This window comes from Terrabacter sp. R4-6, from assembly GCF_057529065.1.
Genome location: NZ_CP197224.1, coordinates 4,201,403 through 4,220,829, shown reverse-complemented (window position 1 = coordinate 4,220,829; position 19,427 = coordinate 4,201,403). Strand labels below are relative to the sequence as shown.

Here is a 19,427-nt window from a genome sequence, read left to right as displayed (position 1 = left end):
GACGACGAGTCGTGGGCTCCTTCGGTGCCGGACCGACCGGCGCGGCGCGACCTCAGTCGAGGTAGTCGCGCAGCACCTGGCTGCGGCTCGGGTGACGCAGCTTGCTCATCGTCTTGGACTCGATCTGGCGGATGCGCTCGCGCGTCACGCCGTAGACCTTGCCGATCTCGTCGAGCGTCTTCGGCTGGCCGTCGGTCAGGCCGAAGCGCATCGAGACGACGCCGGCCTCGCGCTCGGACAACGTGTCGAGCACCGAGTGCAGCTGCTCCTGCAGGAGCGTGAAGCTCACGGCGTCGGCCGGGACGACCGCCTCGGAGTCCTCGATGAGGTCACCGAACTCGCTGTCGCCGTCCTCGCCGAGGGGCGTGTGCAGGGAGATGGGCTCGCGGCCGTACTTCTGGACCTCGACGACCTTCTCAGGGGTCATGTCGAGCTCCTTGGCGAGCTCCTCCGGGGTGGGCTCGCGGCCCAGGTCCTGAAGCATCTGACGCTGCACGCGGGCGAGCTTGTTGATGACCTCGACCATGTGCACCGGGATGCGGATGGTGCGAGCCTGGTCGGCCATGGCGCGGGTGATCGCCTGGCGGATCCACCACGTCGCGTAGGTCGAGAACTTGTAGCCCTTGGTGTAGTCGAACTTCTCGACCGCACGGATGAGGCCGAGGTTGCCCTCCTGGATGAGGTCGAGGAAGAGCATGCCGCGACCGGTGTAGCGCTTGGCGAGCGAGACGACGAGTCGCAGGTTGGCCTCGAGCAGGTGGTTCTTGGCCTTCTTGCCGTCCTGGGCGATCCACCACAGCTCGCGCTTGAGCTTCATGTCGATCTTGTCGCCGGAGTTGAGCTTCTCCTCGGCGAACAGGCCGGCCTCGATGCGCTTCGCGAGCTCGACCTCCTGCTCGGCGTTGAGGAGGGCGACCTTGCCGATCTGCTTCAGGTAGTCCTTGACCGGGTCGGCGGTGGCGCCGGCGGTCACGACCTGCTGGGCCGGGGCGTCGTCCTCGTCGTCGTCACGGATGACGAAGCCGGACTCCTCGGTCTCCTCGGTCTTCGCCGCGGCGGCCGGGGTGGCCTCGTCGCCGTCCTCGGCGTCGTCGTCCACGTCGACGGGCTCGACGACGACCTCCTCGAGCTCGCCGACCGGGGCGTCCTCGGGCTCGGCGTCACCGGCGACGACCGTGCCGTCGGCCGACGTCGTGGCCTTCTTCGCCGCCGTCTTGCGGGTGGCCGTCTTCTTGGCTGCGGGCTTCGCAGCCGCCTTGGCGACACCCGCGTTGGTGGCGGCCTTCTTGGCCGTCCTGGCTGCGGCCGCCTTCGGCGCGGCAGCTGCCTCGTCGTCGGTGGCGGCGGCCCGGGCCGGCGCTGCCTTGGCCGTCGCCTTCTTGGCGGCGGTCTTCGTCGTCGCGGTCGTGGTCCGCGTCGCGGACTTCGTCGCCGCGGCGGTGGTGCTGCGTGCGGTGGCCACAGTGCCTCCCTTGGTCCCTGTACGGGTCTTCTTCGTCGTGCTGGAGTGCGGCGCGTCGACGACGATCTCGATGTCGTGGGCCTCGAGGGTCGTGAGGACCGGCTTCATCTGCTTCAGGTCGAGTCCTGCATCGACCTGGGCACGCGCGATCTCCGTCCCGGTGATGGTGCCGCTGGTGCTGCCCTTGACCAGGAGCTGCATGATCGCCTCGTGCTGGAACACCTTCGGCAGGGTCTTGGGAGCTCCAGCGGTTGTTGCCTTAGGCACGGATGCAGTCGCCTTTCGTCGCAGGTCTCGTCAGATGATCGACCCGAATCCGGGCATGCACCATCACAACGAACGAGAATGGGGGTTGGTGCCGGAAGAGCTTGGCCTGTCGGAGTCGATCCCTGTTTCGAGCTCTCGGTGCGCCTCGTGCGATCCGGTACTCGGACATTATAAAACGGCGCACGCCCTCCGAGCGAACGCACGTCGAACCCGCGCGCCGGACCAGGCCCACACGGCCGCTCTCCGGGCCACCGGGACGGAGGCCGGGCGCGGGTAGACGGGCCCGCAGGAAGGGCTCGGGAGGCCTGCCAGGAAGGTCAGTCGCCCTTGACCGCGAGCACGGGACAGCTCGCGTCGAGCAGGATGCGCTGCGCGTTGGATCCGAGGATGAGCTTGCCGACGGGGCTGCGGCGACGCAGGCCGATGACGATGAAGTCGGCCTTCTCCTCCTCGGCGACGGAGATGAGGTCCTCGGCGGGGTCGTTGCCCCGGACGAGCTGGCGCACCTCGTGCTCCAGGCCCTTGTCCTCGAGGAGCGCCTGCACGCGGCTGAGCTCGCTCTCGAACTGGCTGGCCTCGTTCGCGTCGAAGTCCTTGCCACCCCGGTGGGAGCTGATGACGACGAGCTTCGCTCCGCGCAGGACGCACTCCTCGGCGGCTCGCTTGAGCGCCGCGCGACCTTCCTTGGTGGCGACATAACCAACGACGATGGCCACTTTCCCGGACCTCCTTGGGACGGAAACAACCAGTGCTCGCACCGTACCCGATAACGCGACGTCCGGCGCGTCCCGCGCGAAGTCTCACCGCGTCGTCGGCGGCGCACACGACTGGGCCGTGGCCTCGGCACGGATCTGCGAACCCGCCCGGGCCGCAGAAGGGTTCAGTCGCGACGGCGCTCGAGCGCGTCGCGGACGATGCGACCCACCTGGTCCTCCTCGATGAGGAAGCCGTCGTGCCCGAACTCGGAGGTGATGTGCGCGCGCCGCGACCCGGGAAGGGCCGCGTGCAGCTCGTCCGAGAGCCGGGGCGGGTAGAGGCGGTCGGTGTCGACCGAGACGATCGTGCAGTCGGCGCGCACGCGCTCGAGGGCGGCCTCGAGACCGCCGCGGTCGCGCCCGACGTCGTGGGAGTTCATCGCCTCGGTCAGCACGACGTAGGAGTTCGCGTCGAAACGCCGGGCCAGCTTGCCTGCGTGGTGGTCGAGGTAGGACTCGACGGCGAACCGTCCGCGGTCACCCGCACGCAGCGGGTCCTCGCCGAGCTGGGCCTCGCGTCCGAAGCGCGAGCCGAGCTCGGTCTCGGTGCGGTAGGTGATGTGGGCGATGCGCCGGGCGAGGCCCAGGCCGGTGTCGGGACGCGCGTGGCCCTCGTAGTAGTCGCCCCCGGCGAAGTCCGGGTCGTTGCGGATCGCGAGCAGCTGCGGCTGGCACCAGGCGATCTGGTCGGCGGTGGCGTACGCGGTCGACGCGAGCACGATGCAGCGGTCGACGTCGTCCGGGTGCGAAACGGCCCACTCCACCGCGCGCATCCCGCCCATCGACCCGCCGACGACGGCTGCGAGGCGGCGGATGCCGAGCCCGTCGAGGAGGCGGCGCTCGACGGCGACCTGGTCGCGGACCGTGACGTAGGGGAACCTGCTCCCCCACGGCCGACCGTCGGGTGCGGGGCTCGCGGGGCCGGTGCTGCCCTGGCAGCCGCCGAGGACGTTGGACGCGATGACGAACCATCGGTCGGGATCGACCGGGCCGCCGGGGCCGATGAGGGCGTTCCACCAGCCGGGCGAGGCGTGTCCGTCACCGGCCTCGCCGATGACGTGGCTGTCGCCGGTCAGTGCGTGCTCGACGAGGATGACGTTGTCGCCGGCGTCGTTGAGCCGGCCCCACGTCTCGTAGGCGATGCGGACGTCGGGCAGCATGCCCCCGCGCTCGAGCTCCACGTCGCCGATGTCGGCGAACTGGCGCCGACCGACGGGGTCCCCGTCGCGCCAGGCGCCGTCGGGCCGGCGCGGCCCCGGGGCCATCGGGTCGACGTGGCTCCTCGCTGCACGGGCGGGCGCTGCTGCTGCGTCGCCGGTCTGGCCGGTGCCAGCGGCCGCGAGCCGCGCGGGTCGGCGCGTGCTCTGCTTCCGGTGGGTGACGGTCATCGGGGTACTCCTCGGTCCTCGCGCTTGCGCACACCCGGGGACAGGTGCGGCCTGGTCCTCACCCGGGGCACCCCACCGCGAAGGAGGGTTGCCGACCAGCGAGCCGGGGCTTGTCGCTGGTACTCATGACCTGGTCCAACCATACGCGAGGCCTCCGCCCGACGAGATCGACCGGTCCACGACATGGACTCCCGCGCCGCGACCCGCCACGCCGGAGCGCGGGTGGGTCAGGCACACCGGCGGGGCCGGAGGCCGTGGTCGAGCGCGTCTCGCACGAGCGTGCCCAGCGAGTGGTCCGGCTCGAGCGCGAGGGCGTGGTCGACCGCGACACCGGCACGCGCGCCGTCGCCGCACCACCAGGCGAGCGAGGCGACGACCGACAGCAGCGGAGCAGCGTGGGCCGCCGGGGTGAGGCGACACACCTGCTCGAGCCGCGACAGGAGCAACCGGGGCGTCGCGGCCCCGTCCCAGTCGTCCCAGCCGGGCTCGCCTGCCGGCCCGTCGATGCCGTCCCACGCCTCGCGCTCGACCCGCTCGAGCAGGCACGCGAGCGCGTCGAGCTCGTCCAGCTCGTCCGTCTCGTCCAGCTCGTCCATGTCCTCGAGCTCGTCCAGCTCGTCCAGTGCGCGGCGGGTCGCGAAGGCGTCACTCTCGGGCACCTCGTCACCCCCTTCGTCGGCGTGCTCGCCGCCGTCCGTATCGGGACCCGTCCCTGACGCCGCGTCCTCGCGGGCCAGCAGCTCGCGCAGGGCGCGCAGGGCGTCACGGTCGGGGTCGGGCAGTCGGGCCCCGACGTCGGCCCCGAGCCCGCGGCCTGTCGCCCCACCACCGGTCCGCCCGGACGGCCCCGGGACGTCGTCGAGGTCGCCCGAGGCCGGGGCCATGCGCACGTCCGGCCCGAGCAGGAGCTCGAGCAGCACGGCGACGTCGTCGGAGCAGGTGTCGGTCGGGAGCATGCCCGGGCACAGCCAGCTCATGAGGGCGTCGCGGACCTCGCGGTCACGCAGCGGTCCGACGAGGGACGGCAGCCAGTGCTCGACGCCGAATCCCTCGATCTCGCCGCGCAGCACCCCGCCCCACGCCACGAGGGACTCGTTGACGAGGAACTGCCGGGCCGTCGGTTCGCCGCCGTCGAGGAGCCCCAGACGCAGCTCGGCCGGTCGAGTGCGACGTCGCGGGCTCGGGCGGCGCCCGGGCGGGTCGGGCTTCTCGGAGATCGGCCCGCCGGCGGCGGCATACCGACGCTGCCAGTCCTCGATGGCCGCGACCGCCAGGTCGTGCCGGGGCTCCGAGGAGTCCAGCGGGGCGACGAGCCGCGCGAGCTCGTCGCGGTCCGGCAGCACGGCGTGACCCAGGGCGACATAGCTCGCGACCGCGGGCACGTCGGCCTGCTCGGGGAGGCGCCACCCCTCGTCGGGACAGCAGTCGCAGCCCACGGAGCGCCACCGTCCGTCGCGCACGACGAGCCGCTCCCGGACGACCACGCGCTCGGACTCGACCCCGGCGGCCAGCGCCTCGAGCAGCGGCAGGGACTCGTCCTCGTCGTCCTCGAAACCCACGAGGGCCACGGACGACGGAGAGCCCTGCAGGAGGGTCGGCAGCGTCTGGGCGACGGCCTCAGGGGCCAGGGTCTCGTCCACGAGGTCGAGCCGGGCGACGAGCCCGAGCCGTTTGCCGTGGAAGCACACGACGACGACGCTCCGCGTCGGCTGGAAGCCGAGGTGGAAGGGGATGACGGTCAGCAGCTCGGCCGGCCCGGACAGTGAGATCTTCGGCATGTCCCGAGCCTGTCCACCGAGCGTGGCGGCCGACAGACCCGACCGCGCGCCTGTGGACCACCGCCCTCCCCCGGAAGGGGGTGTGGATCGACGTCCTCCGAAGGACGCCACGTCCCAGGCCCCCAGGCCCTCTCAGCACCCGGGGCGGCCGCCCCGGGTGCTCAGCGCTCGAGGCGCTTGCGGACCGACTCGAGCACGTAGTCGGTCGCCGCCTGGCGCGTGCCCTCGGGCAGGCGCACCCGCTCGTTGCCACCGGGCCCACCGGGCCCACCCGGCCCATCGGGCCCGCTCGCGCTCCCGGCACCGCTCGCGGTGCTGCCGCTCCCACCCCGGGCACCGCCCGGCCGGCGGAACGAGCCCGTGACGCGCGTGACGCGTCCGGCGATGCGGCCGGGCGCTGCGGCACCGGTGGTGTCGCGGTCACGGCGGAGGCCGTCCTCGAACCCTCCGGTCCACGCACGCGTCTGCGCGTCCTGCTCCCCACCCAGGGGCACACCGGGAACGGTGGCCCGTGACGCATCCGACGGGACGCCGCTCGCGGGCGCCCACGGCGCGGGCCCCCGCCGGGAGCGCGGAGGGTGCAGTCCCTGACCGGCCTCCCACGCGATGAAGCGCTCGGTCTCCTCGAAGAAGGCCTTGACCGCCCACGAGATGACGACGGCGTCGTCGGCCGCGCCGATGACGGGCAGGACCGCCTCGGGCAGAAGGTCGACGGGCGAGGCGACGTAGACGACCGCCCCCGCGACGAGCCCGAGTCGCTTGAGGGTCGTGCCGGCATACGACCCGTCGCGCGTGGCGCGCACGAGGCGCGGCACGGCCTGCACCCGCTCGGGGAGGCTCGGGGCGCCGGGGCGCGTGGAGGCACGCACGACCGACGCGACGGTCGCGGCCATCTTGATGCGGGACGCGCTCTTCATGCCTGACCCAACGAACGGCCGCCCGGGGCGATTCCCCGGCGCGGACGGCGATGCGGAACGGTGATCTCGGGGCTCATCACGGGCTCATCACCGGCTCATCACGGGTCAGGCGTTCCCGTCGGGGCGGTCAGCGACCGAACGTCTCGACGGGAGGGAACTCCTTGGCGGCCTGCTTGCCGATGCGGCCCAGCATGTAGACGTCGACCGCCGCGCCGATGAGTCCCCCGACGACGGGCACGAGGCGACCGAGCCGGGCGAAGGTGCCCTGCCCGATGCGACCCAGCAGGCGGAAGCCGATGGCCTTGTTGAGGACCATGAGCGCCGGGGCCGGCAGACGGTCGAGGGCGACGGACGACAGCTTGCCCCCGGGGGCCTGCAAGCCGGCCTTCTTGAGGAGATCGTCGCTGTCGGCGCCGGCGAGGGTCAGCAGGATCGCGGAGCGGATCTCGGGCTGGTCGATGTCGTAGCCGCGCACCTTGGCGGTCGCCGCGGTCATGCGCGTGGCCAGCAGGTAGAACTCCAGGACGTTGGCCGGCAGCGAGATGGGCATCGTGAAGAAGCCGCCCAGACCCGTGACGAAGCCACCGACGGCACCGAGCTGCCGGTGGTCGCGGACGATGATCCGTAGCGCCTGGTCGCTGTCGCCCCGGGCGTGCTTGAGCGCGTTGGCGGCGATCTCGTGGGCCGGGTCGAACGGGCCCTGGCCGTCGATGCCGACGTCGAGGAGGCGCTCGACCAGCCGGGTCGCGGCTCCCGAGAGTCCTCCCTCGGCGGGCATGGCGGCACGCTCGAGCGCGCCGGCGTCCTTCGCCGTCCGCAGCTTCACGGCGGTCGCGTCCGATGCCTCGACGGTCTCGTCCCTGCCCCAACCCAAGATGCCCACCGGCTCCACCCCTTCGTCCGTCGTCCCTGTGTGGCGGCTGTCGATTCGCCGCCGACGACACCGTATGCCGCCCGGGTCGCTCGTGGCACCCTCGTACCCAGTCGAGTCGCCCGGGGACCGCGGGAGACGACGTCGGCTGGCTCTCGTAGGGTCGATCCCATGGGTGAGAGCCGCGGGAGCAGCGCGACGATCTTCGGCGTGCCGCTGGCCGACCTCCGGCGCGACCGCACATCGGTGAAGTGGGGACGCTACGACCCCGACGTCATCCCGATGTGGATCGCCGAGATGGACTGCGCGCCGTGCCCGGCCGTCGTGGACGCCGTGAGCGCCGCCGTGGCCCGGGGCGACACGGGCTACGCCCTGACGCAGGAGTATGCCGCCGAGATCGCCGCGTTCGCCGATGCCGAGTGGGGCTGGGGCTTCGACGCGCACACGACGACACGGGTGGCCGACGTGCTGACCGGCGTGACCCACCTGCTCGGCCTCCTCACCGACCCGGGCGGTCCGGTGGTCGTCAGCCCGCCCGTCTACAACGCCTTCTACGAGGTCATCGAGGCGTGCGGGCGCACGGTCGTCGAGGCGCCGCTCGGCCCCGACCACCGACTCGACCTCGACCGTCTCGCCGACGTCTTCGCCGAGGTGACCGCGCGGGGCGACCGGGCGGCATACCTTCTCTCCAACCCGCACAACCCGACCGGCACCGTGCACACGCCCGACGAGCTGGAGGCCCTCGCCCGGGTCGCCGACGAGCGCGGCGTCCGGGTGGTCTCCGACGAGATCCACGGTCCGCTCGTCCTGCCGCCGAGCACGTTCACGCCCTACCTCACCGTCGCGGGCACCGAGCGCGGCGTCACCGTCACGTCGGCCTCCAAGGCGTGGAACCTCGCCGGGCTCAAGGCCGCGATCATCGTCCCCGGCGCCGAGGCCGTCGACGACGTGCGCCGGCTGCACCCGTGGGTGACGTTCGGCGCGAGCCACCTGGGCGTCATCGCGCAGACGGCCGCCTACCGCGACGGCCGCGAGTGGGTGCACCGTCTCGTCGGCGAGCTCGATGCGAACCGCCGTCTGCTCACCGACCTCGTGGCCGAGCAGCTGCCCGGCGCCCGTCTCGTCGTGCCCGACGCGACCTACCTCGCGTGGCTCGACCTCTCGGGGCTGGGGCTCGGCGACGACCCGGCGGGTGAGGTGCTGCGGCGCGCACGCGTCGCGCTCTCCCCCGGGCCGATCTTCGGCTCCGGCGGTGCGGGACACGCAAGGCTCAACTACGCGACCTCGCCCGACATCCTCCGCGAGGCGATTGAGCGGATCGCGGGCTGCCTTGACTGACAAGGCTTCCGGTCCGCCGCTCGTCGCGCTCGTGGTCGGCCCCCAGGGAGCGTGTGCCGTGGGGCCGGGTGTCGACGAGGCGTGGCCGCTGGGCGACGTGGTGCGGCGGTTCGTCGACACGACGACGCGTCTGGGCCCGCGCTGGGTCGTCTGGTCGGCCGCGTCGACCCTGACGGGCGTCGTCGCGGCCGGGGTCGACGTGTCCCGCACGTGGGACCTGGCGGAGGCGCACCGGATCATCCACGGCGGATGGTGGGCCACACCCGGTCACGTCGTGGCTGGGTGCCGCGGGCTCGACGAGGCCGACGTGCCGGCGCCTCGCTCGCCCCGGCTCAGCGGGTTCGACGGCGACCTCTTCGACGTCGCGGCCGGCGAGGACGTGTCCTTGCTGACCGCCGCCGGCCACCTCCGTGCCGACGCCCTCGCGTGGGCCACCGACGACGCCCGGCTGCGTGAGCTGGCGGTGCTGGCCCTCGACTGCCGGTCGGCGCAGCTCGAGGCGCTCGCCCGCCTCGGCGGCGTCCACGTCGGCCGCCTCGAGCGCACCGTCTGGTCCGAGTCCGCGGCGGCCGTGCTCTGCCTCGAGCTCGAGCGCGACGGGCTGCCCGTCGACCGCCCCGCCGCCGAGGACCTCATCGCGGCGTCGGCCGGGGCCCGTCCGCACGACGAGGCCGACGCGGCGCGCATCCGGGCCGAGCGCGACGCCGTCGTGCTGCGCCTCGCGCCCGGCCGTGAGCGCACCGACCTGCGCAACCCTGGCCAGGTGCGCGACCTGCTCCTCTCCGTCGGCGTCGACGTGCCCAACACGCGCGCCTGGGTGCTCGAGCCCTACCGGCACACGCACCCCCTCGTCGACGCCCTGCTGCGGTGGCGCAAGGACGAGCGGATCGCGACCACCTACGGCTACCGCTGGCTCGACGACCACGTCGGCGCCGACGACCGGCTCCGCGGCGGATGGACCGCGTGCGACGGGGCAGCCGGGCGCATGACGGCGCAGAACGGCCTGCACAACCTCCCCGCTCCCCTGCGCCCCGCGATCTGCGCCGCCCCGGGTCACATCTTCGTCCGCGCCGACCTCGGCCAGATCGAGCCGCGGGTGCTCGCCGTCGTCAGCGCCGACCGGGCGTTCGCCGAGGCGACCAGGGCCGACGACCTCTACGCTCCCGTCGCCGCCAAGCTCGGGGCCGACCGGCCGCGGGCCAAGGTCGCCGTGCTCGCAGCCATGTACGGCCAGCGCTCCGGTGCGGCGGGCGAGGCCCTCAAGGACCTCGAGCGGGCCTATCCCGTGGCCATGAGCCTGCTCGACCGGGCCTACGCCGACGGGGTCGCGCGTCGTCCGGTGCGCACGTGGGGTGGCCGGCTCATCCGCTTCGGCGGAGTGCCCGTGCCTGCGCTCGAGCCGGGCGCGCCCGAGCCCTCGGGGAGCGCCGAGTTCTCGGCGACGGGCGCGGACGGAGCGCGGGGACGCTACGCGCGCAACGCGATCATCCAGGGCTCGGCCGCCGAGCTCTTCAAGGCCTGGGCGGCGACGGTGCGCCACGCGGTGCGCCCGCTCGGCGGCCAGATCGTGCTGTGCCTGCACGACGAGCTGCTCGTCCACGTGCCCGAGCAGCACGCGGCGGCCACGGCGGCCGCCGTCGAGGGCATGCTGACGAGTGCGGCGCGCACGTGGGCCGGCACCGACGAGGTCCGGTTCGTCGCCGACACCTCGGTCGTCCGCCGCTGGAGCGAGGCCAAGGCCTGACCCGAAGCGGCCGGCCGGGCGCGAGCGGCCCCAGCATCACGAAGGCGGGCCCGACCAGCTGGTCGGACCCGCCTTCGTGATGACTGCGTCAGCTCCGGTCGTCGCCGGACTCGTCCTCGGTGACGTCCTTGAGGAACGCCTCGAACTCAGCGCCGATCTCGTCGGCGGTCGGCAGGTCCGAGAGGTCGGTCGCGAGCAGGTTGCGCTGCTGGCGACCCTCGAGGAAGGTGTCGTACTGCTGCTCGAGGGCGTGCACCACCGCGGTGATCTCGTCGGACTCCTCCATCTGCCGGGTGATCTCGGCGCGGTTGAGCCCGGCGGTCGCGGCGAGCTCGCGCAGGTCGAGGTCGAGGCCGGTCGCCGCCCGCACCCGCTCGAGTCCGAGCACGGCCGCGTCGGCGAACTCGCTCTGGCCGAGGTAGTGCGGCACGTGGACGGCGAAGCCGATGGCGTCGAGGCCCGCCTCGCCGAGCCGCAGCTCGAGCAGGGACGAGAAGCTCGCCGGCACCTGGACCGTGCCGAAGGCCGGGTCGTTGCCGGTGACGAGGCGCGGGTTGGTGCCGTGGGCGGTCACGCCGAGGGGGCGGGTGTGCGGCACCGCCATGGGGATGCCGTGGACGCTCACGGTGAGGTCGACGCCGAACGCCTTGACGAGCATCGAGGTCGCCTCGACCATGCGGTTCCACTGGTAGTCGGGCTCGGGGCCGACGAGGAGCAGGAAGGGCACGCCCTCCTTGTCGAGGACGCGGTGCAGCAGCAGGCTCGGGTCGTCGTAGCTGCTCCAGTGGTCGCGGTCGAAGACCATGACGGGACGGCGGCCGCGGTAGTCGAGCAGCTGGTCGACGTCGAAGGAGGCGATGACGCGCGACTCGTGCGTCTCGAGGATGTGGTCGGCCATCAGTCGCTGGGTGTGGCCGGCGTCGATGAATCCGCCGAGGGCGACCACGAGCACCGACGCCTGCAGCTGCTGGAGCTGGCTCGGTGAGGTGTCGCTCTCGAACTGGAAGAGCTCGGTCGGGTCCTGCACGGGTCTGGCCTTTCGTCGTACGGGGTCCTTCGTGCAACGCTCCGCTGCATCCCATGATTCCCCACCGGTGGGCGCGGGACGGGTCAGGCGTCCACCTTGGCGATCGCCTTGAGGATGCGCTGCGGCGAGACGCTGTATGCCGTGCCGACCGTCTGCGCGAAGAGCGAGACCCGCAGCTCCTCGATCATCCAGCCGATGTCGACGACGGCAGCGGCGCCGCGCTGGGCGGGCCGTAGTGCGTCGAGCAGGTCCGCGTAGCGGCCCTCGACGAGGTCGACCTGCTCGAGCGCCTGGGCGTCGCGTGCCAGGTTGGCCGGTGCCTTGTCGAGCCGGTGGGCGATGCCCCGCAGGTAGCGGTCGAGGTCGGGCAGGCGGCGCAGCCCGGTGTCGGCGACGAAGCCGGGACGCACGAGCTCGCGCAGCTGGGCCCGCACGTCGGCGAGCATCGGCCGCACGGCCGGGTTGCTCGACCGGTCGAGCTCGGCGAGCCGGTTCGTCAGGGCGAGGTGCTTGGCGAGGATCGGCTCGACGAGCCCGACGACCTGGACGACCTTGGCGGTGGTGTGGGTGCGCACGGCCGACAGGGCCCACTCGAAGTCCTCTCGGGTGCGCACCGTGTGGTCGGACCGGTCGGTGACGGCGTCGTCGCGGATCGCGTCGATGGCCGCGGCCAGGCAGTCGTCGAGCAGGGCCGGGACGCTGCCGTGCGGGTTGTGGCCCAGGGCGAGCTTCTGGGTGTTGGTGAGCCGGGCGAGGATCTGCTTCCACGGCGGCGAGATGCCCAGCAGCAGCAGCCGTCGCACGCCGAGGCGGTGCTCGGCGTCGGCCTCGGCACGCGTCGGGAGCACCCGGAGGTCGACGGCCGAGCCGGTGTCGACGAGGGCCGGGTAGCCGTGGACGCCCTGCGCGCTCTCGAAGGACTCGGCCACGCCCTCGTCGGGGAACGAGGTGAGCCCGGTGCGCTCGAGACCGGAGCCCGCGCGGCTGACCTGTCGGCGCAGCTGCGGCGCTGCGGTGTCGCGGACGGCCTCGAGGTCCTTGCCGGTGGCGACCGGGCGACCGTCCACCCCGTCGACGCTGAAAGTGACCTGCAGGTGCGCGGGGACGCGTTCGACGTCGAAGTCCGCCGGGGTCACCGCGACACCGGAACGGCGCCGGAGCACGGCTGCGAGCGCCGCGAGGAGCGGGCCGGAGGTCGGGTCGAGCTCGGGCAGGACGGCGCGGGCGTGGTCCGGCGCCGGGACGAGGTTGCGGCGGATCCCCTTGGGCAGGCTGCGGATCAGGGCCGTGACGAGCTCCTCGCGGAAGCCGGGCACCTGCCAGTCGAAGCCGTCCGGCGTCACCTGGTTGAGGCGCTCGACGGGGATGTGGACGGTGACGCCGTCCTGTGCCGAGCCCGGCTCGAACTGGTAGGTCACCGCCAGGACGTTCTCGCCCTGCGTCCACGTCGTCGGGTGGTCCTCGTCGGCGATGCTGCCCGCGCTCTCGCGGAGCAGCAGCTCCTCGGTGAACGTCAGCAGGTCGGGCGTCTGGCGCCGGGCCTTCTTCCACCATGTGTCGAAGTGGCGCCCCGACACGACGTCGGCGGGAATGCGCTTGTCGTAGAAGGCGATCAGCGTGCTGTCGTCGACGACGATGTCGCGGCGTCGGGTGCGGGCCTCGAGCTCGCCGAGCCGCTCGACGAGCGCGGCGTTCTCGCGCAGGAAGGCGTGCTCGGTGTGCCAGTCGCCCTCGACGAGGGCGTGCCGGACGAAGAGGTCGCGCGCGAGCTCGGGGTCGACCTTGCCCAGCCCGACGACCCGCCCGACGACGAGCGGGACGCCGTAGAGCGTGACCCGCTCGGTCGCGACGGCCGAGCCACGCTTGCCCGACCAGCGCGGCTCGGAGTACTGCCGCTTGACGAGGTGCTCGCCCAGCTGCTCGGCCCACACGGGGTCGATGCGGGCGTTGACCCGCGCCCACAGGCGGCTCGTCTCGACGAGCTCCTCGGCCATGACGAACTGGGGCTGCTTGCGGAAGAGCGCCGACCCGGGGCTGATGCCGAACCTCGTGCCGCGCGCACCGGCATACTCCCGCTTCTGCTCGTCACGGACGCCGACGTGCGAGAGGAGGCCGGCGAGCAGCGACTGGTGGATCGCGTCGACGTCGATCTCGCCCTGCGCCACGTGGGTGCTCCCCCGGCCGAGGTCCAGACCGGCCTGCTTGGCGGCCTGCTTGACCTGGCTGTGGAGGTCCTGCCACTCCCGGATGCGCAGGTAGTGGAGGAACTCGGCCTTGCACATCCGTCGGAAGGCGCTGCTGCTCAGCTCGTGCTGCTGCTCCTTGAGGTAGGCCCAGAGGTTGAGCCACGTGACGAAGTCGCTCGTCTCGTCGGCGAAGCGCTTGTGCGAGGCGTTCGCGAGCTCCTGCTTGTCCTGGGGGCGCTCGCGCGGGTCCTGGATCGAGAGCGCGGCGACGATGACGAGCACCTCGCGGAGCACGCCGCGCCGGTCGGCCTCGATGACCATGCGGGCGTGGCGCGGGTCGATCGGGAGCGCCGCGATGGTGCGGCCGTATGCCGTCAGGCGACGTCCCGGACGTCGCCTCCCCCGCGCGGCGGCGGGTTCGTCGTCCTCGGGCGAGAAGGCCTGGAGCTCCTCGAGCAGCCGGACGCCGTCGGTGATCTGGCGGCTGTCGGGCGGGTCGACGAAGGGGAAGCGCGCGATGTCGCCGAGCCCGAGGCTCGTCATCTGGAGGATGACGGACGCGAGGTTGGTGCGCAGGATCTCGGGGTCGGTGAACTCGGGACGGCTGTCGTAGTCGTCCTCGGAGTAGAGGCGGATCGCGATGCCGTCGGAGACGCGGCCGCAGCGACCCGAGCGCTGGTTGGCCGACGCCTGGCTGACCGGCTCGATGGGAAGGCGCTGGACCTTGGTGCGCTGGCTGTAACGACTGATGCGCGCCGTGCCGGTGTCGATGACGTAGCGGATGCCCGGGACCGTCAGGGAGGTCTCGGCGACGTTGGTGGCCAGGACGATCCGCCGGCCGGTGTGCGAGGAGAAGACGCGGTGCTGCTCGGCCGCCGAGAGCCGCCCGTAGAGCGGGACGACCTCGGTGACCGGCAGCTTCATCCCGTTGAGGGCGTCGGCCGCGTCGCGGATCTCCCGCTCGCCGGAGAAGAAGACGAGGATGTCGCTGCTCGTGCCGGTGTGTCGCTCGGTCCACAGCTCCTCGACCGCCTCGCAGACTCCGGTCACCATGTCGCGCTCCTCCGCGTCGGGGCGGTCGGGGTCGACGAGGGGGCGGTAGCGGATCTCGACGGGGAAGGTGCGGCCGGACACCTCGATGATCGGCGCCGGCTCGCCCGTGGTCGGGTCTGCGAAGTGCTCGGCGAACCGCTGGGGGTCGATCGTCGCCGAGGTGATGATCACCTTGAGGTCGGGGCGCCGAGGCAGCAGCTGCTTGAGGTAGCCGAGGATGAAGTCGATGTTGAGGCTGCGCTCGTGGGCCTCGTCGATGATGATCGTGTCGTAGCGGCGCAGCTCGCGGTCGCGCTGCATCTCGGCGAGCAGGATGCCGTCGGTCATGACCTTGACGAGGGTGTCGCGGCTGCTCTGGTCGGTGAAGCGCACCTGGTAGCCGACGGCGGTGCCGAGCTCGACGGCGAGCTCCTCGGAGAGCCGCTCGGCGACCGCTCGGGCAGCGATGCGCCGGGGTTGGGTGTGCCCGATGACCCCGTCGAGCCCGCGCCCGAGCTCGAGGCAGATCTTCGGGATCTGGGTCGTCTTGCCCGACCCGGTCTCACCCGCGATGACAACGACCTGGTGGTCCCGGATGGCCGCGGCGATGTCGTCGCGCCGCTCGACGACGGGCAGGTGCTCGGGATAGGTGATGGGAGGGACCGTGGCGGCGCGCGCAGCGCGCCGGGCCTCCCTCTGCTCGGGTGTCAGGGTGCGGCCGCCCTGGCGGCGAGGGGCCCCGGCACGGCCGTGGTCGCGCCTCCCCCGGTCGTCGGGCCGGTCGGGGCGGTCGGGCCGGTCATGGCGATCGCCGGATGCCTGGGGAGCAGCCGTTCCCGGGGCTGCAGACGTCGACGGCGTCGGCTCCGCGCCGGCCGGGCGTCGGCGTCCTCTCCGACGGGGTGGCCGCGAGCGCGCGCGTGCGGTCGCAGGCTCGTCGGACATGCTCGACAGGATAGGCGGGCCACGAGGCCGGCTCCGAACGGATATCCCGGCCTCCGGCTGTGTGGTGACGGTGAGGACCTCGTCGAGGACTCGTGGGACCGGTTCGATACAGCCCGGCCCTCGCCTAGCGTGGAGGCATGGGAGCGACGGGCGTGGACGGGGCGGCAACAAGGACGCGGACCGGATCCCTCGCGGCCGCGGCAGCCCTCACGTTCGTCGCCGTCCTCGTCGCCGGCTGCGCGAGCCCGCCGCCCGAGCCCACCCTCGACGCGACCGCCCCACCGGCCACCGAGCCACCGACCGGGCAGACGCCGACGGTGCTGCCCACCGAGCCACCGCTCGCGCTGCCGCCGAGAGGGAGCCCCAGCGCACCGGGAGGCGACCTCGACGCGGCGCCACTCTTCCCGGACGGGCCGTGCCAGCCGAGCCGGCTCGACGTCGCGGCGAGCCCGGTCGACCCCGCACTGGGGTACCGCCAGATGCGCGTGCGCGTCACGAATGCCGGCCGGGTGCCGTGCGTGCTCACCGGGTACGCGGTGGTCTCCGCGCGCGGATCGTCCGGGACGGTCTTCGCCAACCCTCGCGGTCGCATGCACGACTCCGAGACGGCGAGCGCGCAGACCGTGCCCCTCGACCCCGGCGACACCGCCCACGTCGACCTCGGGTGGCGGGGTGACCTCGCTGCCGCCGGTGTCGAGCAGACCGCGTCGATGACGATCGTCGTCACCGAGGGGTCGTCACCCGTGGCCGTGCCGCTCGACCCGACCTCGTCCGTCGACATCGTCGACGGCACGGAGATCAGGGTCGGCGGCTGGAGGCCCGGCGCCGACTGACCAGGCCACCACGCGGGGTGGGCCCGGTGGTTGGATGGGCGGACCGTCACCACGAACAGGGGCTCCGCCGTGACCAACCATCCTCCGACCGACCCGTCGTCGGCCACCGTCGACCCGATCAGCTCGGACCCGCTCGCCGACGACTACGGCTCGGTCCTGCAGCCTGCGTCCTCGGGATCGGCGATCCCGCCTGCGCCGTCAGGGTCTGCGATCCCGCCTGCACCGTCGTCCGCGCCGATGCCGGACCCGACCTCCGACCGGTTCTCGGCGTTCGACGACCCCGCGGCCACGCCGCCCCCGAAGCCCGCGCGGGGCACCCGCAGGCGTAGCCGCACCAAGGGCCGCGCCGGCTCCGCAGCGTCTCGCCCGAAGACTGCGCCGCAAGTGGGCAGCCCCTCGGGTCAGGGTGGTTCGCCGTCCTCCACCCCACCTGCCCGTCCCTCGGGCCGTAGGACGTCCGGCGTCGCGCGCGGCGTCATCCTCGTCGTCGGGGCCCTCGTGCTGCTACCCGTGGTCGTCGGGTTCGCGCTGAGCCGCCTCGTCGGTGGCGATGACGGTGACGGCGCGGACTCCTCCGACCCGGCCGACCGTCCCCTCGTCGCCACCGAGGTCTCCGTGCCGGCGTCCTCCGTCGCGGAGGTGCCGGCGACCGTGACGTCGGTGCGTGTCGAGCTGCAGGGGCCCGGCCGCACCGCGGACGTACGCCTCTTCACCCCCGACGGGACGAGCAACCTCAGCAACCGGGTGCTGCCGTATGCCGTGGACGTGCCGGTCGCCACCGACGACGCCTACCTCTCGGTGTCGGCCGACGACTACGGCTACCGGGGGAGCCAGCCGATGCGATGCACCATCTCGGTCGGCGACACCGTGCTGGCGACCGCGGTCGGCACCCGGTCCGTCGACTGCAAGGTCACCGACTCGACGTGGAGCCGCGTGCGCTGAGCCCGCACCATCGCCCGCGGTCCGAGTGGACCGAAGCACGGAACGCGCCGGGCCTGCGCACGGTCTGAGGTGCGACGACCCCGGCACCGAGGACCCACCGGGGTCCCACCCGTCTGAAGCGAGGCATCGTTGTCCGAGCCCGACCGCACGCGCCCGGCCCTCCCGGACCCTCAGCGGGACCGCCACGTGTCCTTCCCGGACGACCGGCCGAGCGCAGACCCCGCCCCCTCCGGCACGTCGATGCCACCGGAGGCCTGGGCACCGCGGTCCTCGCCCACGCCACCCTCGTGGCAGACGCCCGTGCCGCCCGTCCTCGCGTCCGCGCCGGTTCGGCAACCGCCACGACGGCGCCTGCCGGGCTGGGTCGCACTCTTCCTCGTCCCGCCGCTGCTGCTCGGCATCTCGAACCACACCGACGCGACCGAGGTCGACGGCTGCTGGTCCTACGACACGGGCGCGGGCCCCGGCGTCTCCGACTGCAACGGCACGATCGACGGCAACGGTGAGGTCCCCGGATCCGTGGAGGGGGTCTGGGTCGAACCCATCACCGACCCCACCGGCTTCGCCGAGGTCCTGACCGGCACGCCGCAGGTCCGACGCGTTCCCGTCGACGCCTCGCTCCTGCGGGTCGAGGTCGTGTCGACGACGGGACTCGACGGTGACCCGATCGAGGCGCAGGTCGACACCACGGTCGGAGACGTCACGCTGGACTCGTCGTACGGCCCGCTCCCGACAGCCTTCGAGATCCATCTGGACACGCACCCGAAGGATCTGTCCGTCTCCGTCGTCGTCGGCTCGGGCACCGTGCAGTGCCGCGTCTACGCCGACGACCTCCTCGTCGCCGTCTCCACGTCGACCAGCCACGCGACGTGCAGCCCGAAACTCTGACATGGCCGGGTCCGACGCCGGGCCGCACTACATTGAGCAGTCGCACGCACGAGACGAGGGGACCCCGTGTCTGAGATTCCGCCCTACCAGCCCGACCCGACGCGCGACACGACAGGAGATGTCGCGCCCGAGCGGACCGACGCCGCTGACGGGGGCCTCAGCACCGACACCGGCGACCCGGCCGGGTCGCTGGACCCGGCCGACCTGCCCGCCGACGCGTCGGCGCCCTCGGATGTGACGGCATACGACACGAGCTTCGGCCGGGAGCGGCCGGCGGCGACGAGCTGGGTGCCGCAGAAGGCGGGGCCACCCCTCGCGGCGCCGCCACCCCCGCCTCCCCCACCGACCTCGCCGGCCGTGACCGAGCGCCTGCGCACCGTCACCCTCCCGGGCGTCGCGGGACGGTCGCTCGGCGGCCGACTCCAGGCGTGGCACGTCGTGGCGGTCGTGGTGGGGCTGCTCGTCCCCCTCGGCTTCTGGGCGGCGACGAGCCTCGTCGACGACCTCGACCCGGTCGCCCGACCCGCCATCAGCGTGACCCGCAACCGTCCCGTCGTCACCCGCACCTTCCAGGTCCCCACGATCACCCCCGTCGTGCCCGGCGTCAGCCCGACCCGGTCGGTCCCCGGTGCGACCACGAGGCCGACCACCCCGACCCGCGGCGCCATGACGTCGCCGCCCACGCTCCTCCCGGTCCCGGCCGTCCCCGTGACGCCCGTCCCCGCGGACGCGCGGACGATCCGCTTCGAGGCGTACGCCGAGAAGGGCGCTCGCATCGAGGTGTCCCTGTCGGACGCGACGCACCAGCGCTACGACTACCCCGCTCAGGCCGCGCCCCTCGGCTTCGAGGTGCCCGTCAAGCCGGGGGCCACGAGCAACGACTACTTCAGCCTCCGGGTGCGCACGAGCGACCCGACGGGGTCAGGCGCCCGCGGCGCCGTGTCGTGCCGGGTGCTCGTCGACGGGATCGTCGTCACGGCGCAGCAGGGGCAGGGCTACGCCACGTGCTACATCAGCCCGTACTTCGACATCCAGCGCCGCTGAGCCGCCGTCA

At 73.1% G+C, this 19,427-nt stretch carries 14 protein-coding genes and 1 riboswitch; of the genes, 6 read left to right on the top strand and 8 right to left on the bottom strand.

The window, feature by feature from the left end; genetic code table 11:
• Nucleotides 1-52: 52 nt before the first annotated feature.
• From ACSSS0_RS19520 to ACSSS0_RS19495, 6 genes are all read right to left on the bottom strand, one after another.
• Nucleotides 53-1,684, bottom strand: a complete 1,632-nt coding sequence (locus ACSSS0_RS19520; protein ID WP_487229294.1) for an RNA polymerase sigma factor — start codon at nt 1,682-1,684, stop codon at nt 53-55.
• A gap of 362 nt (nt 1,685-2,046) precedes the next feature.
• Nucleotides 2,047-2,445, bottom strand: coding sequence for a universal stress protein (locus tag ACSSS0_RS19515; protein ID WP_435986349.1), 399 nt, complete (start codon nt 2,443-2,445; stop codon nt 2,047-2,049).
• Nucleotides 2,446-2,609: 164 nt separating this feature from the next.
• The gene (metX, locus tag ACSSS0_RS19510; RefSeq protein ID WP_487229293.1) at nt 2,610-3,872 is read right to left on the bottom strand and encodes a homoserine O-acetyltransferase MetX; all 1,263 of its coding nucleotides are present in this window, start codon (nt 3,870-3,872) and stop codon (nt 2,610-2,612) included.
• A 15-nt stretch (nt 3,873-3,887) separates the two neighbouring features.
• Nucleotides 3,888-4,003, bottom strand: a riboswitch (SAM riboswitch).
• A gap of 96 nt (nt 4,004-4,099) precedes the next feature.
• Nucleotides 4,100-5,650 carry a DUF4192 domain-containing protein gene (locus tag ACSSS0_RS19505; RefSeq protein ID WP_487229292.1) on the bottom strand — a complete coding sequence of 517 codons (1,551 nt, stop codon included), beginning with the start codon at nt 5,648-5,650 and terminating at the stop codon, nt 4,100-4,102.
• A gap of 161 nt (nt 5,651-5,811) precedes the next feature.
• A complete protein-coding gene (locus ACSSS0_RS19500; RefSeq protein ID WP_487229291.1) occupies nt 5,812-6,567 on the bottom strand; it encodes a YkvA family protein in 756 nt (251 codons plus the stop codon).
• Between the two features lie 127 nt (nt 6,568-6,694).
• Nucleotides 6,695-7,393, bottom strand: a complete 699-nt coding sequence (locus ACSSS0_RS19495) for an EcsC family protein (protein ID WP_435986353.1) — start codon at nt 7,391-7,393, stop codon at nt 6,695-6,697.
• Between the two features lie 216 nt (nt 7,394-7,609).
• On the opposite strand from ACSSS0_RS19495, the gene ACSSS0_RS19490 reads away from it, so the two are divergent.
• Nucleotides 7,610-8,776, top strand: a complete 1,167-nt coding sequence (locus tag ACSSS0_RS19490) for a MalY/PatB family protein (protein ID WP_487229290.1) — start codon at nt 7,610-7,612, stop codon at nt 8,774-8,776.
• Entirely contained in the window at nt 8,769-10,520 is a 1,752-nt protein-coding gene (locus ACSSS0_RS19485) for a DNA polymerase (RefSeq protein ID WP_487229289.1), read from the top strand. The genes ACSSS0_RS19490 and ACSSS0_RS19485 overlap by 8 nt, the downstream gene beginning before the upstream one ends.
• Before the next feature lie 88 nt (nt 10,521-10,608).
• Here ACSSS0_RS19485 and ACSSS0_RS19480 read toward each other — a convergent pair whose 3' ends face one another.
• Together ACSSS0_RS19480 and hrpA are read right to left on the bottom strand one after the other, a co-directional pair.
• Nucleotides 10,609-11,547, bottom strand: coding sequence for a proteasome assembly chaperone family protein (locus ACSSS0_RS19480; RefSeq protein ID WP_487229288.1), 939 nt, complete (start codon nt 11,545-11,547; stop codon nt 10,609-10,611).
• An 83-nt stretch (nt 11,548-11,630) separates the two neighbouring features.
• A complete protein-coding gene (hrpA, locus tag ACSSS0_RS19475) occupies nt 11,631-15,710 on the bottom strand; it encodes an ATP-dependent RNA helicase HrpA (RefSeq protein WP_487229287.1) in 4,080 nt (1,359 codons plus the stop codon).
• 137 nt (nt 15,711-15,847) lie between these two features.
• On the opposite strand from hrpA, the gene ACSSS0_RS19470 reads away from it, so the two are divergent.
• The 4 genes from ACSSS0_RS19470 (at nt 15,848) to ACSSS0_RS19455 (ending at nt 19,417) form a co-directional block, all read left to right on the top strand.
• On the top strand, nt 15,848-16,543 hold the full coding sequence (locus tag ACSSS0_RS19470) for a DUF4232 domain-containing protein (RefSeq protein ID WP_487229286.1): 696 nt from the start codon (nt 15,848-15,850) through the stop codon (nt 16,541-16,543).
• 69 nt (nt 16,544-16,612) lie between these two features.
• On the top strand, nt 16,613-17,485 hold the full coding sequence (locus tag ACSSS0_RS19465) for a hypothetical protein (protein ID WP_487229285.1): 873 nt from the start codon (nt 16,613-16,615) through the stop codon (nt 17,483-17,485).
• A 300-nt stretch (nt 17,486-17,785) separates the two neighbouring features.
• A complete protein-coding gene (locus ACSSS0_RS19460) occupies nt 17,786-18,373 on the top strand; it encodes a hypothetical protein (RefSeq protein WP_487229284.1) in 588 nt (195 codons plus the stop codon).
• A gap of 66 nt (nt 18,374-18,439) precedes the next feature.
• A complete protein-coding gene (locus tag ACSSS0_RS19455; protein ID WP_487229283.1) occupies nt 18,440-19,417 on the top strand; it encodes a hypothetical protein in 978 nt (325 codons plus the stop codon).
• Nucleotides 19,418-19,427 lie beyond the last annotated feature (10 nt).